This window comes from Paenibacillus sp. JJ1683 (assembly GCF_053006485.1).
In genome coordinates this window covers 4507341-4525708 of the sequence record NZ_CM129820.1, presented here as the reverse complement: position 1 = coordinate 4525708, position 18368 = coordinate 4507341, and the positions used below count along the sequence as shown (strand labels likewise).

The window sequence follows — 18368 nt, the reverse complement described above, 5'->3', positions numbered from 1 at the left end:
CTGGCGCTTCTCCAGCTTCAAACCCTCCGCTTCGCTGCTACCCAACTCCCATGCAACATTTGGGGGAGGGGAGCAGCAGGGAGGAGACCGCTCCGCTACTCATGCAACATTTTAGGTGGGAGAGCAGCATAGGGAAGATCACGAACAATGAAAGGGTGAAACATGTGCTCAAAGTACAACAGGTGAGCAAGTGGTATGAGGGCAACCGGGGCGTACATAAATTGGATTTTGAAATGCAGCGCGGTGAAATTGTTGGTTTCCTGGGGCCAAATGGTGCGGGTAAAACGACGACAATGCGTATGATTACAGGGTATCTTCAGCCAAACGAGGGAGTAATTACGATCGACGGTATCCCGATTCAGGATAAAGGCAGACAGGCTCGTTCCAAAATTGGTTATCTGCCGGAGACGCCTCCTTTGTATGGGGATATGTCTGTAAGATCCTACTTAAAGTTTGTAGCTAGTATTCGGGACGTGCCTGCGAGAGAGCAGAAGCTGCGTATTTCGGAGATGATTTCCCGACTGGGACTGAATGGACGTGAAAAACAATTGGTCCGCAGCTTGTCCAAAGGGTACAAACAGCGCTTAGGACTGGCAGGTGCGATTATTCATAACCCGGATTTACTGGTGCTGGATGAACCGACCTCGGGTTTGGACCCCAATCAGATTTTGGAGATTCGTCAGCTCATTCAGGAGATTGGTGAAAATCATACGGTATTGCTCAGCACGCATATTTTGCCTGAGGTGGATGCTTTGTGCAATCGGGTTCTGATCATCCACGAAGGCAAACTGGTCATGGACGGGCGTCCTGACGCGCTCGGCGGTTCGATGGAAGACGGATTCAAGGTGAAGGTGGAGGTCAAAGGCAAGCGTGAGCAGGTAATGGATGTCCTACGAGCTTGGGGAAAAGTACAAGTTGAATCTTTGGCGCCTACTCTGCCTTCAGCGAATACGAAGCTGACTGTCACAGAGCAGGATTTGACTGGATTGTTGCTTACAGGAGCTTCTGATGAGGATTTTCGCGAAGAACTGTTTTTTGTGCTGTCGGATGCGAAGCTTCCGATTTTGGAAATGAAAAAAGAAAACATAAGCTTGGAAAACATCTTCCAGCAGTTAACGACCCGCGAGACGGAAGAAGGTGGGGGCAGCGATCCAGCGGTTCATGTTCTACATACCTCTAAGAATGAAGCAACGGTCAACACGGTGGATCATGGAGAAGCCTTGGCCAGCGATAACAAGGTCGATGAAGACAAGGATACAGGAGGTAAACAGTCATGAGGCGTTTGTTCGCAGTTTGTCAAAAGGAGCTGCAAGCCTATCTATGGACCCCAACGACGTATTTTGCGCTTGCGGTGTACATGTTGCTGACGGGGTTACTATTTTACACGAACTTTGTGATGTATCAGCCTAGTATTTTGGACTATCGGCTGGTACTCGGTGACACATTGTCCATGCTGGTGTTTGTTGTGCCACTACTTACGATGCGGCTGGTTGCAGAGGAATTCAGGCAGGGTACAGATGAGCTCCTGCTTACCTCACCTGTAAGTGTAACGGAAATCATGATAGGTAAATTTTTGGCATCGCTAGGCATGTTGCTCATACTGGTGCTGTGCAGTCTGGCGTATCCGGTCGTGATGTCCTTTTATGGGTCGCTGGATTGGACGCTCGTATTTACATCCGTGATCGGCCTGTTTATGCTTGGCGCAGCCATGATGGCGATCGGCTTATTCGCATCGACGCTTTCACAGCATCAGATGATGTCCGCGGTCGTCAGTTTTATTCTCTTGCTCGTGTTCTGGATGCTGGATTCGTTTGGTGGACAAACGGGCGCATCTGCGGCGCTGCAGCAGTGGCTGGAACCTTTTTCACTAACCGCACGGTTTGACAGTTTCACCAAAGGATTGCTGAATGGAGCCGATGTGATGTACTACGTGACGGTGGCGGCGCTCTTTTTGCTATTTAGTATCCAAGTGGTTGAACGGAAACGGTGGAGGTAATGAATATGAAAAAATGGCTGGGTCATACCAATAGTATGGTACTATCGATTGCTGCTGTAGGGATTTTTATTTTATTGACGCTATTTCTGCGTTCGCTGGGAGGCTTTCAACTGGATCTGACGGCAGGCAAGCAGTATACGCTGTCTGATCAGACGTTAACGACCATTCAGGGTGTGAAGGAAAACGTACGATTGATTGCCTTTACTGTCTCCACTTCGCAGAATCAGAAGCTGAACCGGGATGTTACGGATATGCTGAATGAGTATGCCAAGCGTAACAACAAGCTCAAGGTCGAGCAATATGATTTGAATCAGGAACCGATACTGGCCAAGCAATATGGGATTACAGCAGCATCCATCGTGTTGGTGCAAGGAGAGAAGAAGCGGGTTATAGATATTGGGAGTCTATTTACGCAGGCTCAGGGGAGTAGTGAAGGAGCATACCAATTTACAGGGGAGGAAAAGCTGACCAGTGGACTGCTGGCATTATCGTCTACCCGCCAAGGGAAAGTGGTTTTTCTGACAGGGCATGAGGAAATTCCTTTGTCCCAAATGACCGAATTAAGCAGCTCGCTGGCGCAAGATAATGTGAAAGCAGAGGAAGTTCAGCTCAATCAAGCGGGTAGTGTGCCCAAAGATGCGTCTGTATTGGCTATTGTCGGACCCGAACGGGATATTAGCGTGACGGAACTGAAGAGTATTCGTACGTATCTGAATGACGGTGGAAAGCTTTTTATGGCGTTAGGATTTAACCCGAACATGGGGTCTAGCTGGAAAAACCTTGACGCATTAGCGGCTGATTATGGTGTGAAAGATACTCATGCTATCGTGGTGGATCAGGAACAGACGAATACGCTTGGTCCTCTGTGGACGGTTCCCACCTTTGGCAGTCATGCGATCACCGATAAATTGGCGGCCTCTAATCTGTATCCTGTTCTTTCACTATCTATTGCTTTGCAGGCAGGAGAACAGAAGGATTGGAAGACGACGCTATTGCTAAAATCTTCTGCAGCTAGCTATGGTGAAACGAATATTCAGGGACTGTTGAACAACGAAACGCAGAAGGATGACAAGGACCCACAGGGGCCGCTTGATCTCGGTTACGCGGTAGAAGGAAAAGACGGCAAGCCCAAAGCGGTTATTCTCGGAACGTCAGCCCTCCTAAGCGACACGGAGATTAGCACAGGAGGGAATCGAGACTTTGTGCTGAATAGTCTGAATTATGTACAGGAACACTCTGATGGACTTACTATTCGTCCTCGTCAGGAGCAGGATTTTAAGGTAGCTTATTTGACTGCTGCACAAGCGAAAACGGTATTAGCCATATCTGTCGTCGGATTGCCGCTGCTGTTTGCGGTTGTCGGAATCTTATTATGGTGGAGGCGAAGAAGTGCATGAGAAAATGGATACCCACAGTGCTGCTGTTAGTCGTATTGGGAGCGGGTATAATCTATGCCAAGAGCCAAAACTTCTTTCGTGAACAAGCTCCGGCCGCTCGCCAGCTCGTTCAGCTTACGCAAGGAGATATTACGTCTTTTGCGATCACCGGAAAGGACGGCAAGTCGGTGGAACTTGATCAACATGATGGCAAATGGAGCATGAGTAAGCCGCGATCTTACCCGTTAAATCAATATACATTAGACAATTGGCTAGCCGCGATTCAAAATGTAAAGTTGGGTGATGTCGTGGAATCATCTCCCAAAGACGTAGCCAAATATGGAATCAGCGCTACCCATGACCAGATTGAGATTAAGACCAAGAATGGTGACGTTCGCACCTTTGCCTTCGGTGATACGCTGCCTTCTGGAGACGCTGTTTATGTACTATCAGACCAAAAAGAGATAGCTTCCGTACCTATAGATACACTTTCGGGTTTGCTGCTGGATGCTGATGATTTTACAGACACAACGCCGTTTGATTGGGATGATACCAAGCTGAGCGGGATAGAGTGGGAAGGCCAGAATGCCTCATGGATGCTCCGATCCTCCGGTAACAGTGGAACTGGAGATAGTGCTTCCGCATCTTGGACGCTAAACGGAAAGTCGGTAGCGGGTGACACGGCGACTTCCCTCTCACAGCAAATCAAAAACCTGGCCAGCAATCAGGCTTTGCGCAAAGCCTCCGAGCTGAACAAGCCTGTTCACCGCTTTACGCTGAGCATATCGTTGGGAAAGGATGATCCCGAGCTGGTTTATCAGGGCTGGACACTTAAAGATGATCCAGATACCGTGTGGGTTGTACCGCCACAAAGCAACTGGGCTTATGGCCTGTCAGCATCTGGCGTGAACCATGCTGAACAGAATGGTCATGACCAGGCTAAGGCTAGCCAATAATCATTACATTTATAATAGCTGAACAAAGAGGCTCCAACGGCGAATAATCGCCGCGTGGAGCTTTTTTGTGTGCGTTATTCATCAGGCTTGCTGCTTTTGGAAGAAGGGCTGTTATTGACATTTAAATCTTGGATGACCTGAATCAGCTCATGAAGTGAGAGATCCAGCTTATCCAACTTTTCTTCCATCGTGTGCAGGATGTGCCGCAATAAAATAAAACAAAGCCCAGCCGGAAAGCCTACGTTGGTAACCAGAGAAAGAGCATCATCCATCTGCAATGTATTTCCCTCCTTTTTAGCCATATATAAAGGAAGGTAAATTAAAAGAACCATATACAACTGATTGTAAAAATAGTATAATAAATAAGAACAAATGTTCTGTTTTGGTTGTAAAACAGGATTGCAAATTACCCTATAATATGAGGATTTAGAAAAAGTCAAATCCAAAGAGAAAGGGTGATTTATATTGGATAAATCTCAGCTAACATTGGTCGAACAATACCGTAAGAAGTTGTACCGCATTGCTTGGAGAATCCAGTATCGTGCTCGGGTACAAACCAATCATGAATTTGTAATGGAAAAGAACGAAACTGTCAGCGCCCCATCTTTTGCAGAATCTGTAAACTCTAATATGTACACACTACAGCTTATCAACTCTCTATCTTCTGAGATCGGAAAAATGATCATCTTTGACCTTTACATACTAGATAAAACCGAAGCGCAGATTGCAAAAGAGTTAAAGCTATCCCAACAGGCGGTGAATAAATGGAAAAAGAAAATGCTCAAAGAGTTATTTCGGATGCTGAGTTCGTCCAATGGCTCAAATTAGCACAACGTGGGGATCAGGAGGCCATGAGCAGGATACTTTATTTGTTCGAGGAAGACATTCAGAGGACGAGTCGATATATACGTATGTCCCGTGAAGATGCTGTTCAAAGTATCATGGTTGATTTTATTGAAGAATTGCGGCAAGAGCTGAAGACAGAGATCTAGAAAAGTGGACATTGGATATAGTCTTGTCTATCCTTATCGGTAGGTTTAACTTATGTGACGGAGGGCTTGTATGTTTATGAGTGATAGCAGGGCTTTATTTGAAAAAAATATGAAGTTGTATCCAGTTAACCGTATTCGTTCCAATGTTATCATTCTTGTTTTATTGCTGTTAGATCTGTTTTTAACTATTCCCTTAATGGGAAACCCCTACATTGCAGTCTATGTTTATGTGCTGATGCCACCGATTGTTGTGATTAATATTTGGGCTCTTGTACTGGTCATCATGCCAAGCAAATTGCAATTAAATTATGTTTTATTCCGTGGTGTATTTGGTTTGGTATGCTCTATTGGCTTCATGATCATGACACAAAAGTTTGCTTATGGTATGTTGGGTCTGGATACCCCATGGTATTTTATAAGTTCTTTTGCCGCTTATGGAATCGCTTTATACTGCTATATAAAATATCATCTGACGAAATTCAAAGATCCTTCAACTTATAAGAAAGAACCCAAAGTGAAGAAAAAACACAAGCGAGAAGCTGTAGTAACAATGATCACATTTACCGGGGCTGGTTATTTGATAGCCAATCTTTCCCTTGGTTTTGCTACACAACAATTCGTTGCTACAGTATTGATGTGTGTTTATTCCATGCTTGCATTTGTTCTTTTTCATTTTATTATGGAGCTACATCGCTACTATTGGCTAAATAAACTGAAGAATCAGACAACGGATTGAACAGAACACAATGCATAGATTACATCGTATTATCTCTATTAAAGATGTTTGGAATGATAAATAAGCCTGCGAACGCCCATACTATCATAGGTGTTTGCAGGCTTATTAAATTGTAGTTTTATTTAGTCAACATACTTGTTACCGTCAGCATCAATATAGATGGATTGAACTGCTGTGCGGCGGTAAGGATATCCTGCTGCTGTGGTACCGTTAATTTCATACGTTACGGAATAGATGCCCGGCTTGTCCGCTTTAGAAAGCTCAATTTGCCCAGTAGGGTTAACGGTTTTTTGCTGCAACGTCAGACCTTTGGACGCTGTAGTGATTCCTTGTTGCGGATCACCATAGTATTGAACTTGGTAAGTGACTTGTGTGACGCTGGCCGGGGAATCCTGGGACTTCAGGTTTAGCCTTGGACCCACTGCATTTAGATTGTATTTAAGCTCAGGGACTTGAACGGCATGATAGCGTGCAATCAGGAGATACGCACCATGATCAGGAATAACGGCGTTCAACTTATAGATGCCTGGTTGGGGATTGGTAACTACTGCACTATGATGCCAGGCACCAGCAAAGATTTCTTCATCACGACCTGCTTTCACTTGAAGCAATTCGCTAGTACCGTCAGGTTTGGTCAGCTCAAGCTGGCTTACACGTTTATCACTGATCCAGTCCAGATCAATGGATTGGACACCATTTTCAACCGTAAGGGTTTCGGAGGCTTTTCCATTATAATCGCCGCCTCGAATAAAATATGAATTATCGATCTCGTTATAGGTGGATTGTACAGCAGAAGCGGTCAGGGAAGATGCTGCTGAAAATGCCTCAGTTTCCTGATTCAATGCTGGAGTGTTCGCTTGGAGGTAAGGTAGGATCAGGGAGAAGACGTAAGAACCGGTACGAACCTTGGCATGATCCCAGGAACCGACTTTAACTACACGTCCGCCGGGAATTTTAGCATTGTCGACTGTGACCACTCCATCATTTTTGCCGAAGGATGAGAGATAAAGTCCACCCAGTATGTAGGAAGCAGTGCCACCAGACCAGTTATCACCAGCAAACGTGAAGAACGGAATTGTCGTCGCGTTGCTGAGTGCATCGGTTTTAGTTCGGAAATACTTCATATAAGATGTTTGTAAAGTAGAGGTGCCGGGATTTTGTGAGCCGACGATATCTGCCAGCCATCCGGCCCAGCTGCTGTAGGCGAGATCTGCAAGTTGTGAGCCATGATGGGGACTGCTGAGGGTGATGACACGTTGTACATAAGGAGCTGCTCCGTTATACACGAGAGCGGTTTGAGTATCCACTCCACCTTTGCTGTGGGCGATGATGATGAGTTTTTTTCCAAAATGATTACTAATGACTTTGATTTTGTCGGCTAGAAGCTTGCCATTGTCCCACATATCCTGGGATGTGCCATTCGCATCGTACAGATTAATGCTGGCCGTCTGGTATCCAGCGTCACGGGCTTTCTGAAGCATATCGTTATTATTCTTGGTCCACACTTCGGCGCTACTGTTCAAACCATGTACAAACAATAATGCAGGCTTGGCAGGATCAACGCGATTAGGTGCTGGGCCTTCTGTCCAGCTTCCGGCGGGAGCTTTCGGTGCTTCAGGTGTGGTGGAGCCTGCAAAAGCACCGGCGGGGATAAGAGTGACGGATAACAAAAAAATGAGCATCAAAACGGTGAGCTTCTTCAAACTGTAAATCCTCCTTTTTGTAAAATTAAGTATTTCAAACTTATTATACATGCCATCTTGTGGTAAATCATCAATTGTATTTCATATTTACATTAAAATTTTATTTTTTTAGTCATTTTTTAGTCAGGATATCCCTAAGATTGATGGCGCATGCTAATCTCGTCACACATTTTATATGTATGGAGGATGAGTTCATGCCAGGAACTAAGAAGGTCATCAGTTTGACGATTTCTGCTGCTTTACTTGCCAGCATGGCTGCTTTGACAGGATGTGGGACTGCAAATCATAACGTCCGTACGAACGCTACCCGCTATAATGCGCAAAGCACGCCTAATATGGATGGTGTGAATCGTTATGGTTTAGACGGTGTAAACCGTATGGACGGTGTAAATCGTTATGGGGTAAAATCCAATGGTATGGACGGAATGTCACTGAATGAAAATGGCAACAGAACCGGACACCCAATCCGTAATCTGCAAGTCGATCGCAATTTGTCCAAACGTATATCCGAGATGCCGGATGTAAAGTCTGCGACAGTGCTGGTCGGTGAACGACATGCCTATGTAGCCGTTTCCTTGAAAGACCAAGCCAACGGAACGGGTGTCAATGCTCCAAGCATTGACGGTACTCCAAGTGCTAATAGTATTGGGGGTAACGGAAATGTACCGAGTGTGAATGGCGTGAATGGCACTAGAGGGAACCGTACTACAGGTACTACAACGCCTGGAATGACAGATAATGGAGTTACCGGGATTGGAACACCTGCACGTCGTGACGACGGTTTGTACGGAACAATGGGTACAGGCTCGTATGGTATGTTGCGTGGCTTGACGAACAACAACAATCGCACAGATAACGGCAACAACACCATCGAGGGAGCAAGAACTGCATATGAACCAAGTGATGCAGTCAAGAGTCGTATTGCTAACAAGATTAAGCAATTTGCTCCTTCCATTGAACAGGTGCATGTATCGGCTAACCCGGACTTTGTTAAACAAACCTCTGACTTTACACGCAGTGTACAAAATGGTCATCCGATCAGAGGTTTGAGCAATGAAATGGTGGATGTGATTGAACGTGTATTCCCGACTTCAGCGGCAGATACAAACCGTCCAATGCAAAATACACCAACACGTCCACAAAATAATACGCCCGTACCAATGAATCATCGCTAATTCAAACCCTTAAATGTGAATATCCAAAAAAGAGCTATCCCATCTCGGCAATTACGCTGATGGAATAGCTCTTTCTTTTGCGGGGATTATATAACTATAACGATTTGCGAACTCCTTTAATCCATATCCCTTGCAGAATTAAGTCAGCATCCAGCAACAAGACGTCTGCTTGTTTACCTGCTTCAAGTGAACCTGTCCGATCAGCTATGTTCAGGGATCGAGCTGGATTCAGGCTGGCCATTTGTGATGCCTCGGGAATACTCAAGCCTACATGTTGAACGAGATAGCGGAAGCCCTCAATCATCGTCAGGGTGCTTCCTGCCAAAGTGACGCCATCCTCCAATCGTGCGACACCGTCCTGTACAATCACTGGCAAATCGCCGAGTGTATAATGACCGTCTTCCAGTCCAGTAGCAGACATGGCATCGGTGATGAGGATGAGATTATGGTCCTGCTTTAATTTGGCAAGCAGGGAAATGGCGGCAGGATGCACATGAATGCCATCTGCGATGATCTCTGCTTCAATGCGCGGATCAGCGAGTACAGCTCCCGCAGCTCCCGGCTTGCGGTGATGCAGCGGAGTCATGGCATTAAAGGTGTGGACTGCATGGTTCAGGCCCGCCGATGCTGCCTGTTCAACCTCTTCATACGTAGCATCTGTATGACCGAGTGCCGCGGTAATGCTGTGGCTACGCAGCCATGCGATGAGCTCAAGGGCGCCTTTTCGTTCAGGCGCAAGTGTGACCTGGCGAACAAGGCCCGGATAGCACTGCTCCCATTCTGCCACCCAAGCGAGGTTCGGAGGCACGATATGTTCCGGGTTTTGTGCTCCAGCCCAGTTCGGACTAATGAACGGTCCTTCCAGATGCACCCCCTCCAACTGAGCATGGGGCATGGGAAGTGCCATGTATGTGTGAACTTCTTTTAATACCCGGTCAATTCGTTCCTTGGGCGCGGTCATCGTGGTAGCCAGCATAGCCGTCGTTCCTTGTGAACTATGAAAGGAGGTGATGGCATCCAGCACCCTCGAATCTGAGTCCATAAAGTCCTCACCGTTGCCGCCGTGAACATGAATATCGATAAAGCCTGGTAGCAGGTAACCCCCTTCCAGACAAACAATATTCACCGCTTTTGTGGCACCTTCTTCTGGATTGCCCAAGACCACTGAGGTCCAATCCACGGGCAAATCCTCCTCAGATCCAACGTATACGATGGATTGCCCCTCAATGATGACAACTCCGTTGTCGATGATGTCATTCCCAACGACGACTTGACCATACAATAGCTGCGGTATGTTACCGTTTATTTCATCTGACTTCATTTGAACCATCCTCCTGCTTCCTGATCCAATAAAATAAGCACATCGGGGTGACATTGCAGCAGGGAAGCCGGACACTCCGTTGTGACGGGGCCAGTTAAAGCCTGCCTTATAATGTCGGCCTTCTCTGCGCCAAAGGCCACCAGCATAATTTGCTTCGCCTTCAGAATGGTGCCAACTCCCATCGTCACTGCTTGTCTGGGGACTGCATCTATATCACCAAAAAATCGGGCGTTCGCTGAGCGCGTTCTTTCTTTCAAATCTACAACATGGGTGGCTCCGGTCAAGCTGTGACCGGGTTCGTTAAAGCCGATATGACCGTTATGACCAATGCCAAGCAATTGGAGATCCACAGGTCCATGATCCAGAATGGCCTGCTCGTGTGCTGCACATTCTGCTGTGAGATCTAGTGCATCCCCGTTAGGGACGCGTGTATGAGATATGGGAATGTCGATATGCTGAAACAAGTGCTCATTCATAAAGCTGCGATAGCTCTGCGGATGTTCTGGGGCAAGGCCAACGTATTCATCAAGATTGACGGAATAGGCGTGTGCAAAGCTCACCTGTCCCTTGCGGTACATATCTGCAAGATGTCGGTAAATGCCTATCGGCGTACTACCGGTGGCCAAGCCCAGCATAGCTTGTGGTTTGGACAGCAGCAAGCTGGCGATCACAGTGGCAGCAGTAGCGTTCAGGTCTTCACGGCTGTTCAAAATGCGAATGTTCATCTTTAGTGACCCCCTGGTTGTTTTTTGAGCTTACTCACTTGTTGATATGAACCTTCCAATCTCGGAATATATTTGTCAAAATTAGCGCTCACCATACCTGTAAACAGGATATCTATAATATGAAGCTGGGCGATGCGGGAGGCCATGTCTCCACGTCGCATTCCTTCCTCCAATGAAGAGGAAAATAGCGCAATATCCGCAAGGCTTGCCAGCGTATTATTTCCGAAGGAGGTCAGGGATAATGTTTTGGCACCTTGTTCCTTTGCACAGCGGAGAGCCGCAATCGTCTCTTGGGTTTCTCCTGAATAAGAGACGGCAAAGGCTACATCCTCCGCTCCGAGCGAGGAGGCAGAGGTGATCTGCATGTGAGAATCCGCGAAGGCAGTGCTATTCTTGCCAATACGGATCAGCTTCTGGTAAAAATCCTGCGCCACAATCGAGGATGTCGCCATCCCGTAGAGATCAATACGGCTTGTGGCTGACAGCCATGCAATGGCCTGCTCCAGCTTGTCGAAATCTAGCAGCCGGGTCGTGTCCGCGATGGAGGCCGTATGGTTTGCCTGAATAGCTTGCACGATGCGTGAAAGTGAATTTCCAGCCACAATGTCCTGATAGGATTCTTCACCTGTAAGGTTCGAATGGGACAACTCAGCGGCCAGCTTCATTTTGAAATCGGGATACCCTTTAAAATGGAGTGATTTACAAAACCGTGTAACGGTTGCGGCACTCACACCACAACGCTTTGACAGTTCCCGAATACCCAGGTGCAGCACATTTTCCGGGGCTTGCAGGATAGATTCCGCCAGCTTACGCTCTTGTACGGGCAACTGCTCCAGTCGATGGGATAATGTATGAAGAATGGGGGACATGGGCTGTGCTCCTTTAGCTATATAATGCTTTTATGAAAAAAAGTATCGTTTAATTCGATAAAATAAAGAAAAATATTTTCGTGTATATTGTAAAATAATTACGCTTTTCATACAAGAGGAGAGAGGCTGATCGCTTTCAAGTGTAGCTTCTATAAAATGAATAATGAATGCAGAAAAATTTGTAGAAGTAATCATACATTAATTTACATCTTGCGACTTTTACTTACAAAACAACCTATTGACTTGTCTCTTCAATGGAGGAGTATAATTGAATATAGTTCCAAGCAAGGAAATTTTCTAGGAGCTTTTTAGACGGCATCGTTGGACGGAAGAGTAGTATCTCATTCACAAGGAGGAGTTTGCTATGCAAAGCCGAGTGATTGAAATGATCAGCGCGGTCAAGGAAGATCCTGAATTGGTCGCTAAGCTGGATGGACATTCGGACATTATTCATGATGCAGGACTAGATTCGTTGCAATTGGTTCATTTCATGCTGCAAGTGGAGGATGCATTTGATGTGGAGATTGATTTTGATTCCTTTGAGTTGGAACATCTCCGTTCAGTAGATGCGTTTTGCAGTTACATTCAAGAAATGAGCGATGCGGAGCAAGTGCCGCACCCGGAAGGTATGGAGACAGTCTGAACGTAGAGTAGACTTTGCCTGAAAATCCATTAAACGAGGTGTTAGCATGCAGCCCAAAAGCAATGTGCTGATTGATGAGAAGGCTTTCAAGCTCATCAAGCGTAACCTGAAAAACGCTTCCGTGTCTTATCGTAACGCAACACAGGACCCTGCTTTCAAAACGGACATGCCCCAGACGATCGGTATTAAGCTGACCAACCGTTGCAACTTAAGATGCACGCACTGCTTTGAATGGAACGAGGAAGGCTATCATCACCAGATGGATAAAGAAGAACAGAATATGGATCTTGCCCCGGACATGCTCCGGCAGATTTTGAGCGAAACGAAGGAAGTTAAGTCCCGACTGTACATGTGGGGTGGTGAACCGATGTTTCACCGGCGCTTTGATGAAATTTTGGACGTGCTGGCGGAAGATCGGCGTGAAATGACCTTTTGTACAAATGGACTACTCATTGATAAATATTTGGACCGGATTTTGGACTTGTCTGAAAATCTGGAATTGTTAATAGCGATTGAAGGTTTTGAAAGAGAACACGATTTAATACGCGGTAAAGGCACCTTTCAAAAAACAATGCGGCAGATGGATAAGCTGATTGAACTTCGCGATCAGGGATTGTACAAGGGACGGGTAACTGTCCATGCGGTCATTAACGATAACATGATCGGACGGATGTACGAATTTCTGCAAATGTTGGAGGACAAGAGGCTGGATCTGGTGCTGCTGACGTTCCCCTGGTACATTTCCAAAGAAACCTCCTTTAAAATGGATGAATATTTTACACGTAATTTCTCCTGGCTCCGACAACTTGAAGAAAAAAATATTAGTAGCTGGCATGCTTTCAAATATAAAATCAACCCGGCTAACATTGACCCTCTGATGCAGGAATTACAGCGGATCAATGAGCGGGTATGGAACATTCGCGTGCGCTATCAGCCCGGCTTGGATTATGAGGAAATTGATAAATTTATACATGGCGAGGAAATGGTCAGCCGTTGTTCCAATCATTGCTTGGCGCTCACCTCCAGAACAGATATTTTACCAGACGGAAAGGTTATGCCTTGCAAATTTTTCAGTGAGTTCACAATTGGAAGTTTGCGTGAGCACAGTCTGAAGGAAATATGGAACTCGGATGCGTATGAAAAAACCCGTCAAAAGATTAACCATGAAGGATTGACGCCGGTGTGCTCCAAATGCAGTGTATTGTATCTGCACGGGGCAGGCTCTCTGAAATACATTTAGTTTCCTATGGATCTCCTATGGATATTGTTTGCTACTAGATGGAAGAGAGAGGGATGATGACAAGACGTGACGACTAAAACGATTAACCTTGTGGAAGCACTTGCTCATGAACGGGATCATGGGGTCCTGATTTGGCTGTTTAATATCGGCGCAGAGCAAGTGTGGCATCCATCCCCCCGGAAGGGGGGCATGGTAGACCGGGATGAACAGCAGGTTGTAAACCGGATGGAGGAAATGAATCTCCTGCTATGCCGAAGTCAGGATGTCATTGTACTCCGTGAACAGCCGGATGAGGCATTTCTGGACATGCTTCAGCGGTTAGGCTTCACCCTGCCGCGTATTGAGGTACCAGAGCCCTCTGATCCGCTAACGCCGATTTCAGAGCTGGTACTGGCGGATGACGCGCTTTTGGCACGATTACGCGCGGTTGCGGATGCAGGCCATAGCAGCGGTGGTACCAAAGCATGGCTCGTACCCTATGCGGTCACACCGCAGGAGGAAGCGATTGCGGAGCGTTGCGGGCTGGAGCTGATCGGCGCTCCATCTGCGGTGTGCGCCCAGGTGAATGATAAAATATTTAGCCGTCTGACCGCACAAAAGCTTGGTTTTGCTGTCAGCGAAGGCGCTGTGTGTGCAGATGAAGCGGCAATTCGCAGAGAATGTGAGAGATTGGCTGGCTTATCGGACGAGCCCGTGAAGCTGATTATTAAGCAGCCGCACGGTGCCTCGGGACAAGGCATGTATATGCTGGACGAGCTGTCCAAGCTGGATACACTGCTGAGTGTGATGAGACGCTTCGGCGGCTCGTCATCGTCTTCTGGCGGCTGGCTGGTGGAGCGCTGGCACAATAAGCAAATGGATCTGAACTACCAGCTCTGCATTGACGAGGGCGGTGGGGTGACGATGTTTTCACTAAAAAGGCAAAACGTAGACGGCACAGTCTATATCGGGTCCCAGGTTCCCGCTGATATTGGCGAAACGCTGGAGGAAGAAGTGAGACGATGCGCTTATCAGTTGGGAACGTATCTCTATTCCATCGGGTATACGGGAATGGCCTCCATTGACGGTTTTGTTGACGAAGATGGTTTGCTGGTTCCAGTGATCGAGATTAACGGCAGATTTACCCTGTCTACTTACATCTCGTTCCTGTCCTCTGTCTTGGGAGAACAGCATAAGACCTTGTCCCGTTATTATCGCAACGTGACCACTACACCTCTCACCTACAGCCGTTTGTGCGGGTTGCTGGCGGAGGAAGGCCTGCTATATACACCCGAGCGACCTGAAGGGGTGTTTGTTTATACGGCGGGCACTTTGTCTGGTATTCCTGTGAAGCGGGGCTATGTGAACCGGATTTTTACACTTATTTTGGCAGACAGCTGGCAGGAAGCTGATGCTTATGCGCACAAATTGGAAGGTATCATTGCTGGATTAGGATGCTCATAAATTAGGAGGGAATCGAGAATGAAAACAGACGTATACCATGTAGTACCTTTACTGGAAAAGGTTTTGAAGCTGGCTCCCGGCGAGCTGGAACAGCTCACTCCGGATCAGGATCTGCGAACCTTGGGGCTGAATTCCTTATCTGCTGTTGAATTAATTGTTGAATTAGAAAATGAGCTTGATATTACGATGGAGGACGACGATTTGGTGCTGGAGCATCTGTCTACATTGCAAGGCATTGAGCGTCTGCTGGGCAAATATGCATAAGGGCGCTGAACAGACAAGACCTAGGCTGCAATCCGATATGGGAACTCGTCATGATTCCATAGTTGACCATAGTGCAGAAGAAATCGCAAACGCTCTCCCAGGGAAACATTGTGTATATTCTTCCCTGCGTACTTCATTGCGGAGGTATGGGGTGAACATGGCGGAAGCTGAGCTGTTCATGCTGTGTGGGAGTATGTGCGCAGAGTATGGTGGAGATTTGAAGCGCTTCGGACCGGAGAAATATCCGGAGCAGCTTCAAGAAATGGCCGCCAGTGGCGGACCGGTTATTCGGGTAGAACCGTGGATCGAAGGAGTCAGCAATGAAACCGACCTGTTGCAGGTGCTCACATCCGGCTATGGTACGATGCTGCATACGTCCAGCACCGCTTTAACCTATCACGACGTATATGTGAAAAATTACCCAAGGGGCCATGTGATTGAGTTGTGCGGATTGGACTTGCAAGAACGGACGGCACAGGTGAATGATAGCTTCCTGCTCGATTCCTCGGGACATGCGATGACTTATGTGGGCTCAGCCCGGCTCGACGACCTCATGCAGGGCATTATTGAGTATGCATGGCTAGTGGAGCAGCCTGTCCCGCTTTCGCCAAGGGAGCTGCATGCTGCGTGTGCTTACCATATTCGTCAGTATGTGACGGGTGAGAAAGTTGCAACAGATCAGCAGGTCAAGCGGGGAGATGCAGGTTACCGGTCATTTGTCGATGACTTCCATCTGTTAGAAGACATGGAGGATCAGGAGTTTCGGACGTACTGTCATGAAATCTATTACAATCTGCGATTAGGCAGCGCTCTTCATTTGACAGATTATACAGCTGATTATTGCCGGCTGCATCAAGATACGCTTGGGCCGCAAACCCAGCATGTCATTGAATTGGCGCAGGCACTTCACAGGGATTGGCACAAGCTTAATCTGCATATTTACAAAACAGGACTCCAACTGCGCAAGCATCGGATGCCTGAGATTACAGAGCGGGCTCTGCAATTGATTGAAAGACAGCGCCATATGCTGGAGGAATTGATGATTTTAGCTGAGCAAGCAGCCGAGTAGTCTAAGCATTCGGCTATATCAGGCATGTTCATCCAGGTATCACGCACAGAGGAAAGAGGAGGGGAATTCATTGCCGTCCATTACATTAAACCAATTGTCGAAAACGTTTACGTACTACAAAAAGGAGCCGGGCGTGCGCAAATCGTTACAAAATTTGTTTAAGCGTGAACAGTTGACCAAAAAGGCTGTGCAGGATGTTAGCTTTAGCATTGAGGAAGGTGAGATTGTCGGATTTCTTGGCCCAAACGGGGCGGGCAAAACAACGACGCTCAAAATGCTGTCCGGCATTCTCCATCCCACAGACGGGGAGGCATCGGTACTCGGCTTTACCCCGTGGAAGCGCCAAAAGGAGTTTAAACGTCAGTTTTCCATCGTAATGGGACAGAAAAACCAGCTCTGGTGGGATTTGCCTGCAAGCGAGTCGTTCGAGCTGAACAAGCTTATCTACGAAATCGATGATAACCGTTATAAAGAGGCGCTGGATGAGCTGGTCACTCTGCTTGGGGTGGAGGAGCAGCTTCATGTGCAGGTGCGGCGACTATCGCTCGGCGAGCGTATGAAAATGGAACTAATCGCCGCGCTGCTGCATCGCCCACGAGTCATTTTACTGGATGAGCCGACCATCGGATTGGACCTTGTTTCTCAGCGGCGGATTCGGGAGTTTTTCAAAGCTTATAATCGTACACACCGGACGACCATTTTGCTGACAAGCCACTACATGAAGGACATTGAGGATTTATGCACTAGGTCCATCATTATCAGTGGGGGCAGATTGGTGTATGACGGAGACTTGCACAAGGTGAATGAGGTCATGGGTGCTCGTAAACTGCTCAAGGTTCGACTGGAGACTCCTGTATCCAACCTGACGTTGGCGGGGCTCGGCAAGCTTCGCTCCAACTCGGAGCTGGAGGCGGTATTTGAGCTGGACGCAGAAGATACGTTGACTTGGTCCAAAAAGATTTTGGATGCACTGCCTGTCGTTGATTTTACGATTGAGGACGTCCCGCTGGAAGAGGGGATAGCCAATTTGTATGATGGGGGCAGGCTGGCCGATGCGAAATAACAAATATGTGAAGGTGCTCCAGCTTGGTATGCAAAACGAAATGGAGTATCGAGCCAATTATTGGCTACAAATGGCGGGATTTATGCTACCGATCATGACACAAATTTTTCTCTGGCTTGCGGTATTTGGTTCTTCAGGACAAGCAAGAGTGGTGGACTATTCTCTGCCGGAAATGCTGGTGTATGTGGTTATGGCGGGAGTAACTGGAAAACTGATTGCTACAGGCTTTGAATACGAAATTGCTACAGATATCAAGGAAGGTGGACTGGCAAAATTCATGGTACAGCCTGTACATTATTTTGCCTACCGTTTTTGCCGGTTTATTGGAGGCAAAGTCATACAGTCCGCAGTTGTGCTGCTGGCGGCTGCTATTTTGCTGTTATGCCTTAGCCTGGAAGGACAAATTAGCTTCGAGCTATCGTACATCCTGCTTTACATATTGGCGTTGCCGGGAGCACTTGTGCTTAATTTTGTGGTCTATTATGCGCTGAGTGGCATAGCTTTTTGGATGACAGAATCGGCGGGACTTTTTTATACGGTGTCGCTTGTCATTTATGTAGCTAGCGGTACTGTGTTTCCGCTGACGATTTTTGGAGATGCGTTGGCCCGTTTGTTCAGTCTGCTGCCGTTCAGCTATACCGTATTTTTTCCGGTGAATGCGTTGACGGGCAAGCTGACTGTGCTGGAAGCCGCTGAAGGCATTGGCGTGCAATGGATCTGGATTGCAGTGCTGGCGGCCGTATCGCGCTGGGTGTGGCAAGCCGGAGTCAAACGCTTTGTCTCGGTGGGAGGTTAAC

General features: G+C 47.3%; 19 protein-coding genes. 14 read left to right on the top strand and 5 right to left on the bottom strand.

The features are described from left to right. Window positions 1–101 precede the first annotated feature (101 nt). From ACUC6J_RS19390 to ACUC6J_RS19375, 4 genes are read left to right on the top strand one after another with little or no spacing between them, the layout of a single operon-like run. The gene (locus ACUC6J_RS19390; RefSeq protein WP_447249304.1) at window positions 102–1277 is read left to right on the top strand and encodes an ABC transporter ATP-binding protein; all 1176 of its coding nucleotides are present in this window, start codon (window positions 102–104) and stop codon (window positions 1275–1277) included. Further along, window positions 1274–1996, top strand: a complete 723-nt coding sequence (locus tag ACUC6J_RS19385; RefSeq protein WP_016818483.1) for an ABC transporter permease — start codon at window positions 1274–1276, stop codon at window positions 1994–1996. Before ACUC6J_RS19390 ends, ACUC6J_RS19385 begins: the two co-directional genes overlap by 4 nt. Window positions 1997–2001: 5 nt before the next feature. Further along, the gene (locus tag ACUC6J_RS19380) at window positions 2002–3393 is read left to right on the top strand and encodes a GldG family protein (RefSeq protein WP_447249303.1); all 1392 of its coding nucleotides are present in this window, start codon (window positions 2002–2004) and stop codon (window positions 3391–3393) included. Further along, complete coding sequence (locus ACUC6J_RS19375; protein ID WP_016818485.1) at window positions 3390–4328, top strand: DUF4340 domain-containing protein; 939 nt, start codon at window positions 3390–3392, stop codon at window positions 4326–4328. The genes ACUC6J_RS19380 and ACUC6J_RS19375 overlap by 4 nt, the downstream gene beginning before the upstream one ends. Before the next feature lie 74 nt (window positions 4329–4402). Here ACUC6J_RS19375 and ACUC6J_RS19370 read toward each other — a convergent pair whose 3' ends face one another. Beyond that, the gene (locus ACUC6J_RS19370) at window positions 4403–4606 is read right to left on the bottom strand and encodes a hypothetical protein (protein ID WP_016818486.1); all 204 of its coding nucleotides are present in this window, start codon (window positions 4604–4606) and stop codon (window positions 4403–4405) included. A 486-nt stretch (window positions 4607–5092) separates the two neighbouring features. Here ACUC6J_RS19370 and ACUC6J_RS19365 point away from each other — a divergent pair, with 486 nt between their 5' ends. Both ACUC6J_RS19365 and ACUC6J_RS19360 read left to right on the top strand, forming a co-directional pair. After that, entirely contained in the window at window positions 5093–5320 is a 228-nt protein-coding gene (locus ACUC6J_RS19365; protein ID WP_080561191.1) for a helix-turn-helix domain-containing protein, read from the top strand. 70 nt (window positions 5321–5390) lie between these two features. Continuing rightward, window positions 5391–6056: a hypothetical protein gene (locus ACUC6J_RS19360; protein ID WP_016818489.1), complete on the top strand. Its 666-nt coding sequence runs from the start codon at window positions 5391–5393 to the stop codon at window positions 6054–6056. Window positions 6057–6178: 122 nt separating this feature from the next. On the opposite strand, the gene ACUC6J_RS19355 is transcribed toward ACUC6J_RS19360, so the two are convergent. Continuing rightward, on the bottom strand, window positions 6179–7759 hold the full coding sequence (locus ACUC6J_RS19355) for an esterase/lipase family protein (RefSeq protein ID WP_447249302.1): 1581 nt from the start codon (window positions 7757–7759) through the stop codon (window positions 6179–6181). Window positions 7760–7953: 194 nt separating this feature from the next. On the opposite strand from ACUC6J_RS19355, the gene ACUC6J_RS19350 reads away from it, so the two are divergent. Beyond that, the gene (locus tag ACUC6J_RS19350) at window positions 7954–8934 is read left to right on the top strand and encodes a YhcN/YlaJ family sporulation lipoprotein (protein ID WP_447249301.1); all 981 of its coding nucleotides are present in this window, start codon (window positions 7954–7956) and stop codon (window positions 8932–8934) included. Between the two features lie 94 nt (window positions 8935–9028). Here the strand turns inward: ACUC6J_RS19350 and nagA are convergent, their stop codons facing one another. The 3 genes from nagA to ACUC6J_RS19335 are packed head-to-tail and all read right to left on the bottom strand — an operon-like array spanning window position 9029 to window position 11849. Next, window positions 9029–10255: an N-acetylglucosamine-6-phosphate deacetylase gene (gene nagA / locus ACUC6J_RS19345; protein WP_447249300.1), complete on the bottom strand. Its 1227-nt coding sequence runs from the start codon at window positions 10253–10255 to the stop codon at window positions 9029–9031. Then, window positions 10252–10980 carry a glucosamine-6-phosphate deaminase gene (gene nagB / locus ACUC6J_RS19340; RefSeq protein WP_016818493.1) on the bottom strand — a complete coding sequence of 243 codons (729 nt, stop codon included), beginning with the start codon at window positions 10978–10980 and terminating at the stop codon, window positions 10252–10254. The genes nagA and nagB overlap by 4 nt, the downstream gene beginning before the upstream one ends. Before the next feature lie 2 nt (window positions 10981–10982). Further along, window positions 10983–11849 carry a MurR/RpiR family transcriptional regulator gene (locus ACUC6J_RS19335; RefSeq protein WP_090890348.1) on the bottom strand — a complete coding sequence of 289 codons (867 nt, stop codon included), beginning with the start codon at window positions 11847–11849 and terminating at the stop codon, window positions 10983–10985. 364 nt (window positions 11850–12213) lie between these two features. Here ACUC6J_RS19335 and ACUC6J_RS19330 point away from each other — a divergent pair, with 364 nt between their 5' ends. The 7 genes from ACUC6J_RS19330 (at window position 12214) to ACUC6J_RS19300 (ending at window position 18367) form a co-directional block, all read left to right on the top strand. Continuing rightward, window positions 12214–12492: an acyl carrier protein gene (locus ACUC6J_RS19330; RefSeq protein WP_193191151.1), complete on the top strand. Its 279-nt coding sequence runs from the start codon at window positions 12214–12216 to the stop codon at window positions 12490–12492. Window positions 12493–12538: 46 nt separating this feature from the next. Beyond that, the gene (locus ACUC6J_RS19325) at window positions 12539–13732 is read left to right on the top strand and encodes a radical SAM/SPASM domain-containing protein (RefSeq protein ID WP_016818496.1); all 1194 of its coding nucleotides are present in this window, start codon (window positions 12539–12541) and stop codon (window positions 13730–13732) included. Between the two features lie 66 nt (window positions 13733–13798). Continuing rightward, the gene (locus tag ACUC6J_RS19320) at window positions 13799–15175 is read left to right on the top strand and encodes a peptide ligase PGM1-related protein (RefSeq protein ID WP_025365705.1); all 1377 of its coding nucleotides are present in this window, start codon (window positions 13799–13801) and stop codon (window positions 15173–15175) included. 18 nt (window positions 15176–15193) lie between these two features. Further along, window positions 15194–15439: an acyl carrier protein gene (locus ACUC6J_RS19315; RefSeq protein WP_016818498.1), complete on the top strand. Its 246-nt coding sequence runs from the start codon at window positions 15194–15196 to the stop codon at window positions 15437–15439. Further along, on the top strand, window positions 15432–16508 hold the full coding sequence (locus tag ACUC6J_RS19310) for a BtrH N-terminal domain-containing protein (protein WP_167440939.1): 1077 nt from the start codon (window positions 15432–15434) through the stop codon (window positions 16506–16508). Before ACUC6J_RS19315 ends, ACUC6J_RS19310 begins: the two co-directional genes overlap by 8 nt. A 70-nt stretch (window positions 16509–16578) precedes the next feature. Next, entirely contained in the window at window positions 16579–17571 is a 993-nt protein-coding gene (locus ACUC6J_RS19305) for an ABC transporter ATP-binding protein (RefSeq protein WP_016818500.1), read from the top strand. After that, window positions 17561–18367, top strand: a complete 807-nt coding sequence (locus tag ACUC6J_RS19300; RefSeq protein ID WP_016818501.1) for an ABC transporter permease — start codon at window positions 17561–17563, stop codon at window positions 18365–18367. Before ACUC6J_RS19305 ends, ACUC6J_RS19300 begins: the two co-directional genes overlap by 11 nt. Window position 18368 lies beyond the last annotated feature (1 nt).

Coding starts and splice junctions, on each gene's coding strand:
- ACUC6J_RS19350 (WP_447249301.1), top strand. CDS start 7,954: ATGCCAGGAACTAAGAAGGTCATCAGTTTGACGATTTCTGCTGCTTTA.
- ACUC6J_RS19390 (WP_447249304.1), top strand. CDS start 102: ATGCAACATTTTAGGTGGGAGAGCAGCATAGGGAAGATCACGAACAAT.
- ACUC6J_RS19360 (WP_016818489.1), top strand. CDS start 5,391: ATGTTTATGAGTGATAGCAGGGCTTTATTTGAAAAAAATATGAAGTTG.
- ACUC6J_RS19315 (WP_016818498.1), top strand. CDS start 15,194: ATGAAAACAGACGTATACCATGTAGTACCTTTACTGGAAAAGGTTTTG.
- ACUC6J_RS19325 (WP_016818496.1), top strand. CDS start 12,539: ATGCAGCCCAAAAGCAATGTGCTGATTGATGAGAAGGCTTTCAAGCTC.
- ACUC6J_RS19335 (WP_090890348.1), bottom strand. CDS start 11,849: ATGTCCCCCATTCTTCATACATTATCCCATCGACTGGAGCAGTTGCCC.
- ACUC6J_RS19385 (WP_016818483.1), top strand. CDS start 1,274: ATGAGGCGTTTGTTCGCAGTTTGTCAAAAGGAGCTGCAAGCCTATCTA.
- nagB (WP_016818493.1), bottom strand. CDS start 10,980: ATGAACATTCGCATTTTGAACAGCCGTGAAGACCTGAACGCTACTGCT.
- ACUC6J_RS19380 (WP_447249303.1), top strand. CDS start 2,002: ATGAAAAAATGGCTGGGTCATACCAATAGTATGGTACTATCGATTGCT.
- ACUC6J_RS19365 (WP_080561191.1), top strand. CDS start 5,093: ATGGAAAAAGAAAATGCTCAAAGAGTTATTTCGGATGCTGAGTTCGTC.
- ACUC6J_RS19300 (WP_016818501.1), top strand. CDS start 17,561: ATGCGAAATAACAAATATGTGAAGGTGCTCCAGCTTGGTATGCAAAAC.
- ACUC6J_RS19330 (WP_193191151.1), top strand. CDS start 12,214: ATGCAAAGCCGAGTGATTGAAATGATCAGCGCGGTCAAGGAAGATCCT.
- ACUC6J_RS19375 (WP_016818485.1), top strand. CDS start 3,390: ATGAGAAAATGGATACCCACAGTGCTGCTGTTAGTCGTATTGGGAGCG.
- ACUC6J_RS19310 (WP_167440939.1), top strand. CDS start 15,432: ATGCATAAGGGCGCTGAACAGACAAGACCTAGGCTGCAATCCGATATG.
- nagA (WP_447249300.1), bottom strand. CDS start 10,255: ATGAAGTCAGATGAAATAAACGGTAACATACCGCAGCTATTGTATGGT.